This window comes from Litoreibacter roseus (assembly GCF_009811795.1).
Taxonomy (GTDB): domain Bacteria; phylum Pseudomonadota; class Alphaproteobacteria; order Rhodobacterales; family Rhodobacteraceae; genus Litoreibacter; species Litoreibacter roseus.
Genome location: NZ_BLJE01000002.1, coordinates 847,589 through 859,418, shown reverse-complemented (window position 1 = coordinate 859,418; position 11,830 = coordinate 847,589). Strand labels below are relative to the sequence as shown.

Sequence of the window (11,830 nt, the reverse complement as noted above, 5' to 3'; positions counted from 1 at the left end):
AAACGAAAAGCATAGACACTAATTGATTATTCTGACCGCAACGATAAGTTTTACTAATGATTGGTTTGACCCTAAAACAGCTACGTTATTTGGATGCGCTCGCGCGGCACGGGCACTTTGGTCGGGCGGCAGAAGCCTGCGCAATCACCCAGCCCGCGCTTTCGTTACAGATCAAAGAATTGGAGGCAATGGTCGGCGCCCCACTGGTCGAACGCGGCTCCCGACAGATACGATTGACACCCCTGGGCGAGGATTTCGTGCTTAGAACTCGGACGATCCTGCTTGGGATTGATGAGCTGGAAGAACTTGTTCGCGCGTCGCGGGGACCACTTGCGGGCCGGCTCAGGCTTGGCGTCATCCCGACCATCGCACCTTACCTTCTACCCGATATCGTAAAGGCCTTATCAACGCGATTCCCAGCACTCGACGTAGAGTTGCGGGAGTCCGTCACCCGATCTCTAATTGAAGATTTGCTTGAGGCACGGCTAGACCTTGCGATTGTGGCGCTGCCAATTTCTGAACCGGCCCTACAGGAGTTCGCTCTTTTCGAGGAAGACTTCTTATTGGTGCGGCCATCTGAGGACGCGGGAAAACCAGTACCAAGCCCCGAAAAGCTTCAAGCGATGCGCCTGCTTCTGCTCGAAGAGGGGCACTGCTTCCGCGATCAAGCGCTCTCGTTTTGCAAGTTTACCGAAGCTCAACCACGGCAGATGATGGAAGGCAGTTCTTTATCCACACTTGTGCAGATGGTCGATGCGGGTATGGGCGTCACGCTCATCCCGGAAATGGCGCTTGGTCTAGAAACACGGTCTGCCGACGTTGCGGTTTCACGGTTTCCTGCCCCAAGCCCTTCCCGTGTGGTTGGAATGGTCTGGCGCAAGACGAACCCCCTGTCAGATCAATTCATGCAAATCGGGACTATCGTCAAAGGCTTGGGCCAAAAGGCAGAAACTGTCTTAGCGTAGCAGTACGTTACAAAGCCCAGAGTTCCAGGCGTGCTGCCGACATCAAGCCTAGGACTGCTGGTGAGACAGCAGCCGCTTAGCGAACTTGCCCAGCTTGCCGCCAGCGGTAACTGAACCCAGACAAGCACGTGCCTCCGGATCAACAAGCGTTGCTCCAGTTTCCACATGCAACTCGAACAGGAGTTCCACCAAACCGCCGATATCGCGCGGTGGCTCCGTGGCGTCGAACCGCATCATCCGTGTGACCACATTGCAGATGAAGACTGCATGCTGACGGGATATGCCAGCAACCTCACCAAAGGCACGAGTCCACCGCGCTGCAGGCAAAAACGCCTGCGCGATCAGATCAATCGTCACCTTGGCGAAGACATCGGGCGCAAGCCGATCTTCGGTAATGGTGGCAATCAGCACATCGATCGCCAAACTGCGCACGGCGGGATCCGTCCCACCCAGCGACTGCGCCAGAAGCAAGGTGCCGGTATCATCGAGGGACACATACGGCATGAGCATAGGCTCAAGAAACGCGGCGTAGGGCGAATTTGAGAGTTTCTGATCAGGGTCAAAAACCTGCGACCCCTGCATAAAGAAAGGTCGAAGGTTTTGGGGCCAAACCAATGAAGACCATCGAATTTCATCAGCACTATGCCCGCAGATAGAGCCGGAAAAATCGCCAGCGGTGGTTAAATGAAAAAGGCTGGTCAGATAAGTATCGGGTGGCCTTTCCGTGATGCGGGGCGATGTTTTCACACTCACCTCCGGATAGGTATAGACGTCGAGGGTGTGCGATGAAATCGAGACTGTGTATTTGGCGCAAAGCCCGACATCAGGCGCTTTGACCTGAGCAAGCTCAGCGATTTGGGGCACATCAACGCGCGGGATACGCCCTGCTGCCGCGGCGACCCACAGCCAATCTGCGTCGCCGGACCCGATCTCCAACGGCCCGCCCAAAGCGAAACGAAGCGCGCGGGTAACCTCGCAGCTTGGCTTGAGATCCTTCAGCGTGTCTTCGCGTCCTTCGGGCGCCAAACGCATCAGCGCCAAACTCAAATCATACGGGCTAGGCGAGACGCCTGCATCCTCGTAAGCCGACACCAGATCCGACAAAGCGTCGGCAGAAACGAACCCGCGATCATCTGTAGGGCGACAGAGTAGCGGCAGCCGCAAGCCTTGCTGTACTTGCGCCAGGACGTCATTGTTGCGTCGCATGAATAGGGTGACGAAACTTTCAGACCCCAGAGAAGTACTTTTGTGTGACCATCCGAGAGAAACCATGCTTCCAAACAGCAGCCGCTCTGGCAGCTTCGGCGGGCTTTGCCTGCAGTAGCACAGGGCGAGTTGGGCGAGGCCGACCCTCAGTGTTGTGTCGTTTGCAGATTTCAGGATTTGTTCCGCACGCTTCGCCAACGGACTGACAATCCTGTCAAAATCAGGAGGTAGATCCGCACCGTAGCGCGCCAGACCGTCAATCAGCAATTCGACCCTTAATGGATCACTCGTGTCCTCCAGCGCATGGAGAAATTCGGTGATGAACGCATCATAGTCAACAATCGGCTGGAGCGACGTCGGGGCATAGGCAGTATGCATTTCTGCTTCTGGTGGCCGGTCGACCTCACCGCCACATAAGTCAGCGGCACGCTCCCGCAACGACGGGGCAAGACCGTTGACGTAGCCGCTCAATACCTCACGCAGGTCCGGGTGGTCCGCGATGCCAAAGGTGTCAAGCATGTCCAGCGCCATGGCCTGAACATCGGCAGCTTCATGGATCAGCGCGCCAAGGATAACATCCAGAGCGGCGCGGCGGCGGTCCGGTGCCCGTTTGACAGCAGCCCCGACCAGGCGAAGACCCAGAATGACGGTGCCCTTCTGTCGGGCCTGTAGAACCGGCACAATTGCCGCCAAAATTTCCGCTTCGGGGATCGGGTTTGCCTTGTCGATCTGCTTGATGGCTTTCAGCGCGAATGACACTGTAGGTGGGTTTGCGCTGCCAAGCAGCCGCAAAAAGCGATCCTTGCGCGCCAATTGTTCGTCCAATGTTGGCTCCATGAACAGGTAAAACCGCGAAAACCATCCGGCGCGGAATTGCACGAAATCCCGGGCCAGAGCGTCGAGCGCTGCATCAAGCAGCGCGTCCCGATCCATCCAGCCCGCCTCGCTGAGATCACGTAAATCCTCCGCCCACGGATCTTGTCCATTCGCATATTTGGCAATACCGGCGAGGTTGAACTCGCTGCTGCCCTCCACTTCGAAGAGTCGCCAAAGATCACGGAGAAATGCGTCCCGCTTCTCGTCAACGAGACCCTTCGCATCGTTGGAACTGCCCTTCGGCCAATGGACATGCATCGGTGCAATCATCACACCCAGCATGTAGCCATCGCCAGAGGGCTTTTCGCACAGGTCCGCCGCCCAGAGCCAGTGCAGTTTCTGAAAGTGATGCGGACTGTCATCAAGCATATGTTGAACCCAGTCGTTCAACCAATCAGGTTGAAACTGCCTCACTGTCTCGAGCAGAAGATCCTTGGACAAGATGACATACCATCCACAAGACTTCATTTGCGACAATGATGCGGTCGCGAAAACCGCTACACGTGCGTTGTCAATACGAACGTCATTCCCAGAGGAGGCGGAATTGAAGTACGCGTTTTGTCCATCCTTGAACAAGGCCACTGCGGTTTTCGACAGCGCGCGACGTTCTTTGGGACCGTGCGGCGCCAAGTACTTGATGCATTCAGCCGGGGAGCCACTCTTGATGATCTCGGTCAGCCGGTCCGCGTCTAAGGTACTATCCATAATCGACATCCGCTTGCATTTCGACAGCAAGCATATGCTTGCAAGGTCCACGGTCTACTCGATGTTTGGCGAACCAAGGGCATGTACAGGTAAGTTCGCCTGACACTTTGCGAACGCGATGCACAACATCATTGCTGATCACGTCTGCACCCTCATCAGACATGCAGGTGACGGCACCTGCGTGAACCAATTTGCGTGCACTTTCCAGACGGGGGTTCATCGCCTCAAGTTGTTTCAGATCAAACGGCAATACCCGATGGAAATAGCGCGCTCGCTGTAGATCATACCCAAGAAGGCCAGATGCCGCGAATTGGGCCAATCCTTTATCAACCTGCGCGACCGTTAGGTCGCATTTCCGGGCAAGATCATCTCGGTTCAGCACCGATTGCCAATGCAGTTGGGCCCTAAGGTCAGACATGCTGGTGTCGCCTGGGGACACGAGGTCGCTCAGGACTTGCCCATCACCCGAAAACCCGCGCCAAGGTTCGGCATTGAGCACTACTGTCAGGCGCTGCGATCCAAACCGCAGAACCCACGCAGAACTTCCCCGAGACGGGTTGAAATACACATCAAGCTGCTCGGCATGGTTGGCCAGCCGTTCGAGAATGCGAAGTCGTTGTGTTCCTGCAATCTTCACCGCGCCGTCGACCTCGCGTGTGGACAAACGCGCAGACGCGGCATGTGCGACAACCCATTGCGGCCGGTTTGACGCCGCACACGGCAGACCGCGCAGAAAGCGCTGCGCGGCAATTCTGCCGAGACAGATCGCATGTGCCATCCCCGCCTGATGCGCCTGCACTTCCGCAAAGCCCTTAACCCATCGCACGGGAAGCGGGACTTTCCGTTCAATGACATGATCCTCGCGATGATCGATCGCCAAAGCATCAGATGAAATGGTCATCTGCAGCCGCTCATTTGCTCGGACATCGGCAAGCGCGGCGCGCATCTCGTCCCGGAAATCGACATTCACAGTCCCGGACCTCACACGCTTCGCCGAAAACCCGCCTGCGTCGATGTCATGGCGGATATAAGTGCTACAGCATGCGGAAAACCCCTCAAACCTAAGGACATCCTCTGCGACAGTCACGACCGGATCCGCCTCCCGTAAGATGCGGGCCAGCATAGACGGCGGAACATAGAAACGGGTGCCCACCAGTTCCGACACAGCCCGCAAACACTGGGCTGAAATCAAGGGATCATTCAGGTCACCTTCGAAAAAACAAGGCTTTTCTGTCGTCTCCGCAGCCAATCGCAAGTTCGCCCCGCTTGCGACAGGTGCCAGCCGCGAAGAACTGGCGTAGCGATACAGGTGCTCCATAGCAGCCAAGACCGTTCTCCAATCGTTGCGCATGAGGTGATCCAAAAGACGAACCACATTTAGATGCATATCTGCGCCATGTTATTTTTCAAAAAAATGACTTTTCTCAGGCAACGGGCCAACTGCATTCGATGGAAGACCCAGTCAGCTGAGACGTTCCTTACTCTCTGCATTGAACCAGAGCCGGAACTTGGCGTTCTTTTCCACCCCGTCTTCTAGAGGACGAAGAGAGACCGAGCTTTGCGGAAGCCTGGTCTTTATACGCAAAACCCTTTGCTATACTTCGTTTATCCAGACCTTCATCAGCGATTTTGCCATTTCGACCTTTGTGTCTGCATAGATTGCGACTTGAAGTGCCTCCTTGCCGTACCGATGAGCCAGCGAAATCAACGCCCCGCTTTCGATCTCTTGATGCGCCATGCTGAAAGGAAGCCAACCGACGCCCAGGCCCTTTAGAACCAACTCCCGCGTGCCACTTGAGAATGCCATCACACTGAACGGGTTTGCGCTGAAACCAGATGTGCCGAAAGCGCGCTCGTTTTTCTGGAGCACTTGGCCAAAGTAGCTGTCTTCTGGATAGACGATCGCCGGTGTGTCGTTGGCAATATCGCCAGAATCTCTGACCTTGTAGCGCAACGCGCCGCCAACGACCGGGATCAGGTAGTCGTTTCCCCACAGCCCGCGCTGGATTGCGGGACCGAATTGAAGCGGTCCTACGCTTTCTGCCTCATAGCATAACAACATGCTGGTATCGCCTCGCAGAAACAGGGACACGCAATCATTTAGGTTGCCAGCGCGAATGCGGAACTGAATACCCGGGAACCGGGACCTCGCGCGCAACGCCATGTCGGGAAACGTTGAGCAGGCTGGTGCGTGCTGCGCAGCGATCGCCAATGTGCTCCTGTTTTCCTCAAAATGCCTGATTTTTGTACGCAACTCTCTGAGCCGGGCAATCAGTGCCCGGATCTCCCCCTCGTTGGACACAAGCGCTTGGCTGATCTCCACCCGATTGGTGCGGCGCTCCAGAATATCCACCCCCAACCAATCCTCGAACCCACGGATCCGCCTTGAAAATGCGGGCTGCGTGATGTTTCGGCGCGCGGCAGCCCGGGACAGGTTGCCCTCCTCAAGCAGTACAAGAACATCGTCGAGCCATTGTAAGTGCATAGTTTCCCCCAGCCACCCAAACCATAGGTATGAGCGGCCATAGGAAAAAGCACTGTTTATTTAGCAGACTCCAGATGATGCTTTGGCTAGGCGCGAAATGGAGGGCAATCGTGACTGCAACTGATCAAATGACGGAGCAAGGCGTTTCGGGATCGGCGGATATGACGGCGAGCCGCTGCAAGGATCTTGCCATTCGGTTGGCTAAATTTCCGCGCGTCACGTTAGGGCATTTGCCCACACCGCTAGAACCCATGGACCGGCTCAGCGAGATTCTGGGGGGCCCACGGCTTTGGGTGAAGCGGGACGACTGCACGGGGCTTTCGTCTGGCGGCAACAAGACCCGGAAACTGGAATTTCTGATGGCGGATGCACAAGCGCAAGGTGCAGACACGATCATCACCCAAGGCGCGACCCAGTCAAACCATGCGCGCCAGACCGCAGCCGCGGCGGCAAAGCTGGGTATGGCTTGCCACATCCTGCTCGAAGATCGCACCGGGTCAAACGACGAGAGCTACATTCTGAATGGCAACGTCCTGCTTGACCGCCTTCATGGCGCAACTGTCTCCAAACGAAGCGGTGGCAGTGACATGAACGTCGAGATGGCGGATATGGCTGAAGAATTGCTTGAACAGGGCAAGACCCCCTACGTCATTCCGGGCGGCGGCTCAAATGCCATTGGCGCCCTTGGATATGTCAATTGCGCGCGTGAGCTGGTTGAGCAGGCCAATGGGATGGGTTTGCAGCTCGAAGCCCTTCTACATGCGACCGGAAGCTCTGGAACCCAAGCTGGTTTGGTGGCCGGATTAGCTGCGATCCAAAGAGATATTCACCTTCTGGGAATTGGTGTTCGGGCACCGCAAGAAAAGCAAGAGGGTATGGTCTACGACCTTGCCAACCGCACGAACGCGTACCTTGGGGCACCCGCAGAGATCAAACGGTCTGATGTGCGCGCCAACTGCGATTACGTGGGGCCGGGCTATGGCTTGCCGACAGATGGCATGATCGCAGCACTCAAGCTGCTGGCGGAAACCGAAGGTTTGCTCTTTGACCCTGTCTATTCCGGCAAGGGCCTTGATGGGCTGATCGACCTGATCCGGAAAGGCTATTTTGACGGCATGAGCAATGTCGCTTTCTTGCATACCGGCGGAAGTGCTGCCCTGTTCGGCTACCCTGAGACCTTCGATTTACCAGGCTATGCGCCACGTTGAAAAAACTGACCAGCAAGGAGACAACCGAAATGATACTGAAAAAGAACTTGATGGCGGCGGCACTGATGAGCGTCATCGGTGCGCCAGTGTTCGCCGAGGACGTTAAGATTGGCGTACCATCTTGGACCGGCGCACAGGCAATTGCGTATGTTCTGGGGGAAGTTGTCACGACCCGCATTGGCGGCACGGTCGATTACGTGCCGGGGAACAACGCAACCATTTTTCAGGCGATGGATCAGGGCGAAGGGGATATCGACGTCCATCCGGATGTGTGGCTGCCCAATCAGGAAAGCTTCACGAAGCAATACGTGGACGAGGCCGGGACGGTGACACTGTCGTCAAACCCCTACCAAGGCAATCAGGGCTTTTGCGTCTCGAAGGATTTTGCAGCCGCCAACAGCATCACCGATATCGCGGATCTGGGTCGTCCCGACGTGGCTACCCTGATGGACAGTGATGGAAACGGCCGAGGGGAGATGTGGATCGGCGCGCCCGGCTGGGCCTCCGCCAATGTAAACGAAGTTAAAGTTCGCGACTACGGCTTGCTTGATTTCATCGAGCCCATCCGCGCCGAGGAAGCGGTCAAGACGGCCCGCATCAAAGACAGCATCGCCAAGGGGGAAGGCTATGCGTTCTACTGCTACGAACCACACGCTGTCTGGTACATGTTCGATGTGACCATGCTGACCGAACCGACGTTTGATCCGGAGAAATATATCATGGTTCAACCGTCGGATGACGCTGATTGGTATGAAAAGTCTACGGTCGCCACGAAGGACGATCTCAAGCAGGTACAAATTGCATGGTCGAACTCCCTTGCCGACCGATCCCCCGCAATTGCGGAGTTCTTTGCGAATTTCGGGCTGACCGCGGATGACGTCAGCAACCTTGCCTTTGAGATCAGCGCCAATGGGCGTGATCCGGCAGATGTTGCGAAGGACTGGGTCGCGGCCAACTCTGATCGCGTTGACGCGATGTTGGGGCTCTGAGGGCCCAATCCGTGCGAAACGGCGCTGGCGCGGGCAGTCCGGGTCGGCGCCTCTGATGATTGGCAAAGCTATGACGCAACGCGACGACCATGTCATCGAAATCTCAAACGTCTGGAAGATCTTTGGCGCGAATCCGGACCAAGCGCTGACGGCAATACGGGAGCGTGGGCTGTCCAAGGCCGATGTTCTGTCTGAATACAACGCAGTTGTCGGCGTCGCAGACGTCAGCTTGTCGGTGAAGCGGGGTGAGATCTTCTGCATCATGGGTCTGTCCGGCAGCGGAAAGTCGACCTTGGTGCGCCATTTCAACCGTCTGCTGGAACCAACGGCTGGTAAGATCAAAATCGAAGGCACCGACGTGATGGCGCTTGGGCCTCAAGAGCTGCAGAAATTCCGCAACCGAAAGATTGGTATGGTGTTTCAGAACTTCGCCCTGATGCCCCACCGCTCGGTTCTGGATAACGTCGCTATGCCGTTGGAAATTCGGCAGGTGTCAAAAAACGAAAGGATGCGGCAGGCCGCTGCCATTCTGGACATTGTCGAGCTTGGCGCGTGGGGCGCAAAGTTCGCCCATGAATTGTCAGGCGGAATGCAGCAGCGCGTGGGACTGGCGCGCGCGCTTGCGGCCAACCCTGATGTTCTATTGATGGACGAGCCGTTTTCCGCACTTGATCCGCTGATCCGCAGGCAATTGCAGGACGAATTCATCCGGCTGTCGAAGATCCTGAAGAAGACCACGATTTTCATCACTCACGACCTTGATGAGGCCGTTCGCATTGGCGACCGTATCGCGATTATGCGCGACGGAAAAATGGTTCAAATCGGAACAGCGGAGGATATCGTGATGCACCCGGCCGATAACTACGTATCGGATTTCGTCGCGGGCATCTCACGCCTGAAAGTTGTGCATGCCCATGCCGTCATGCAGCCCATAAGCGCTTACACGACCGCCAATGGCGCTGTTCCTGCCAGCGCACCACGCGTCAAAGGACAAGAGACGCTGAGCAACCTGATCAACCTCGCCATCGACGACGCCAACCCAATTCTGGTGGAGGAAAATGGTAGCGACATTGGCATCATCACCCGCGCAGATCTTTTACGCACGGTTATCGAAGGGACTGAAGTCTCATGATGGACGGCACCATAAATCCGCTTGATGATCCGAACAGTGACGCCGCAATTGCCTACGCACAAGAACGGCACGACAACATTCGGACCTTTGTGCGGACCAGCCCGGAGTACTACATCAGGAACTTCGACAAGATCGGCGCATCTTCCCGGTTCACGCCAACGATGAACCTGATGGCAGGTCTTTTTGGTCCGATCTGGTTCGGGGCGCGGGGGCTTTGGTCGTGGGCATTGCCGTTTCTGATCATCGAGGCTCTGGCCTTCGTACAAATCGCGCGCGGTCTCTTTGGTGATCTTGGGGCCGACGCCATGGACCGGATCGCGTCGATCGAAGGCACGCTAGAGCTACGCCGCCAACAACTGGCGGCCGCCGTTGAAACGGGTTCTGACCGCGTCGATGCCTTCCAGCGCGCCGTCGACGGACTGGAGGCGAACATCGGCGGCATTCGCGACGAGGCGGCGGCTCTCGCCGCACAAGGTCCACAGATTGCGCTCATCGGCTTGGGTCTTTTGCTGATTGCTAAGGTGGCGCAGGCAACGGTGGCCAACTGGGCCCTAGAGGCACGGTTTTCGGATTGGCTGTCTGATCGCTCGGTTCGGTCTGGCATGCCCGTATCGCAGATTGTCTTTAGTGCAGTTTTCATGGCCCTGATCGTCTTGGCCGCCATGCTGCACTACAGTCTTCCGGGCCGGTTCGATCTACTGAGCAAGTTCCCTACGGATCCCGACATTCGCCTGACGAGCATTGATTGGGTCGAAAACTTTTTCAATTGGGCCGTATTAAACGGCGAAGCCCTGTTTGACGGGATCACCTTTGTCATACGTCTCGTTTTGGACGCTCTTGAGATCGTATTCGTCAGCACCCCATGGATTGTGATCGCTGCGCTGATTATCCTTCTCACTTGGCTAACCGCTGGCGTCAGGATGGCAATCTATTCCGGGGCGTTCTTGTCCTATATGGGCTTGCTTGGGTTTTGGGAGAAGGCAATGACCACGCTTGCCCTGCTGGGCACTGCAGCCTGTCTATCGATCCTGATCGGGATCCCGTTGGGCATGTTTGCGGCGCGCCGACCCCGGTTTTACGCTACAATTCAACCGATTATGGATTTCATGCAGACCATGCCAGCGTTCGTCTTCATGATCCCAGTCATTGCCTTCTTTGGCACCGGAAAACCCGCCGCCGTTGTAACCACGATGATCTTTGGCGGGACGCCTGTTGTGCGCCTGACAGTTTTGGGGCTGCGCGGGGTGCCCGAAAGCGTGCGGGAGGCTGCAATCTCGTTCGGGGCAAACAAATGGTATCTGCTCACGCGTGTGGACCTCCCGCTCGCCAGTCCGTCCATTCGTGCGGGCATCAATCAGACCATCATGCTGTCTCTTGCAATGGTCGTGGTGGCTTCCCTGATCGGTGCGAAGGGCCTCGGCGAAGACGTTCTGGAAGCCCTACAATACGCCAATGTCGGCCAAGGCATCCTCGCGGGTTTTGCGATCTTGTTTTGCGCCATGATCCTTGATCGTATCGTGCAGGGTCAGCGCAAGTGACACCGCTTGTGATGGTCCATGGATTTCTGGGCGGAGGTGCGCAGTGGGACGGACAGCGTGAAGCTCTGTCCGATACATGGGATGTGATCACCTTGGACCTTCCGGGCTTCGGCGAGAATAGCCACCTGCCTGCAATCAGCACAATCGAAGGCTTCGCCGATTGGGTGATAACTGACTTGCATGATAAGGGTGTGGACCAGTTCAATCTGCTCGGCCACTCAATGGGGGGTATGATCGTGCAAGAGGTCGCGCGTCGTATCCCGAAGCAAGTTGAAAAGCTCGTGCTCTACGCGACGGGTGCATTTGGTGTTCTGCCGGGACGGTTTGAGACAATCACCGAAAGCCGTACTCGTGCCACTAGAGACGGCGCGCGGGTGACGGCCCGTCGCATCACCGCAAGCTGGTTTCTTCAAGGCGAGAGCGCACTGACCTACGAAAGCTGCGCTGCCGTTGCGGAGCAAGCCAGTCTTGACGCAATTCTATCTGGGCTGGACGCGATGCAATCCTGGTCCGGGGGCGCCGCGCTGTCAGAAATTCAGCAGAGCACCCTGATCATATGGGGGGACTGCGACCGTACCTACCCGTGGAGCCAAACTGAGATGCTTTGGAAAACAATTCCCCAAACACACCTTGCCGTTCTTCCAGCCTGCGCCCACGCAGCCCATCTTGAGAACCCAACCGCGTTTAACATTCTATTACGTGACTACCTTAGGTTGGATCTTTGAG

General features: G+C 56.5%; 9 protein-coding genes. 6 read left to right on the top strand and 3 right to left on the bottom strand.

Going from position 1 to position 11,830, the window contains the following annotated elements; translation table 11 throughout:
• Positions 1–56 precede the first annotated feature (56 nt).
• Complete coding sequence (locus tag KIN_RS11230) at positions 57–965, top strand: hydrogen peroxide-inducible genes activator (RefSeq protein WP_159806924.1); 909 nt, start codon at positions 57–59, stop codon at positions 963–965.
• Positions 966–1,013: 48 nt separating this feature from the next.
• Here KIN_RS11230 and KIN_RS11225 read toward each other — a convergent pair whose 3' ends face one another.
• From KIN_RS11225 to KIN_RS11215, 3 genes are all read right to left on the bottom strand, one after another.
• A complete protein-coding gene (locus KIN_RS11225) occupies positions 1,014–3,752 on the bottom strand; it encodes a DUF6493 family protein (RefSeq protein WP_159806922.1) in 2,739 nt (912 codons plus the stop codon).
• On the bottom strand, positions 3,745–5,103 hold the full coding sequence (locus KIN_RS11220; protein WP_159806920.1) for an SWIM zinc finger family protein: 1,359 nt from the start codon (positions 5,101–5,103) through the stop codon (positions 3,745–3,747). The genes KIN_RS11225 and KIN_RS11220 overlap by 8 nt, the downstream gene beginning before the upstream one ends.
• Before the next feature lie 243 nt (positions 5,104–5,346).
• Positions 5,347–6,237 (bottom strand): LysR family transcriptional regulator, encoded by an 891-nt coding sequence (locus tag KIN_RS11215; protein WP_159806918.1) that lies wholly within the window; start codon positions 6,235–6,237, stop codon positions 5,347–5,349.
• 191 nt (positions 6,238–6,428) lie between these two features.
• On the opposite strand from KIN_RS11215, the gene cuyA reads away from it, so the two are divergent.
• Genes cuyA through KIN_RS11190 form a run of 5 tightly spaced genes read left to right on the top strand, consistent with a single transcriptional unit; the run spans position 6,429 to position 11,829 of the window.
• Positions 6,429–7,445, top strand: a complete 1,017-nt coding sequence (cuyA, locus tag KIN_RS11210) for a D-cysteate sulfo-lyase (protein WP_243144927.1) — start codon at positions 6,429–6,431, stop codon at positions 7,443–7,445.
• A 29-nt stretch (positions 7,446–7,474) separates the two neighbouring features.
• Positions 7,475–8,434 (top strand): ABC transporter substrate-binding protein, encoded by a 960-nt coding sequence (locus KIN_RS11205; protein ID WP_159806916.1) that lies wholly within the window; start codon positions 7,475–7,477, stop codon positions 8,432–8,434.
• Positions 8,435–8,489: 55 nt separating this feature from the next.
• On the top strand, positions 8,490–9,566 hold the full coding sequence (locus KIN_RS11200) for a quaternary amine ABC transporter ATP-binding protein (protein WP_243144898.1): 1,077 nt from the start codon (positions 8,490–8,492) through the stop codon (positions 9,564–9,566).
• On the top strand, positions 9,566–11,104 hold the full coding sequence (locus KIN_RS11195) for an ABC transporter permease (protein ID WP_207710135.1): 1,539 nt from the start codon (positions 9,566–9,568) through the stop codon (positions 11,102–11,104). Before KIN_RS11200 ends, KIN_RS11195 begins: the two co-directional genes overlap by 1 nt.
• Positions 11,101–11,829, top strand: coding sequence for an alpha/beta fold hydrolase (locus KIN_RS11190; protein WP_159806912.1), 729 nt, complete (start codon positions 11,101–11,103; stop codon positions 11,827–11,829). The genes KIN_RS11195 and KIN_RS11190 overlap by 4 nt, the downstream gene beginning before the upstream one ends.
• The last annotated feature ends 1 nt before the right edge of the window (position 11,830 follow it).

Bases quoted from the DNA above. Each gene is read 5' to 3' on its own strand.
- KIN_RS11230 (WP_159806924.1), top strand. From the start codon at position 57: ATGATTGGTTTGACCCTAAAACAGCTACGTTATTTGGATGCGCTCGCG.
- KIN_RS11225 (WP_159806922.1), bottom strand. From the start codon at position 3,752: ATGGATAGTACCTTAGACGCGGACCGGCTGACCGAGATCATCAAGAGT.
- KIN_RS11220 (WP_159806920.1), bottom strand. From the start codon at position 5,103: ATGCGCAACGATTGGAGAACGGTCTTGGCTGCTATGGAGCACCTGTAT.
- KIN_RS11215 (WP_159806918.1), bottom strand. From the start codon at position 6,237: ATGCACTTACAATGGCTCGACGATGTTCTTGTACTGCTTGAGGAGGGC.
- KIN_RS11205 (WP_159806916.1), top strand. From the start codon at position 7,475: ATGATACTGAAAAAGAACTTGATGGCGGCGGCACTGATGAGCGTCATC.
- KIN_RS11200 (WP_243144898.1), top strand. From the start codon at position 8,490: ATGATTGGCAAAGCTATGACGCAACGCGACGACCATGTCATCGAAATC.
- KIN_RS11195 (WP_207710135.1), top strand. From the start codon at position 9,566: ATGGACGGCACCATAAATCCGCTTGATGATCCGAACAGTGACGCCGCA.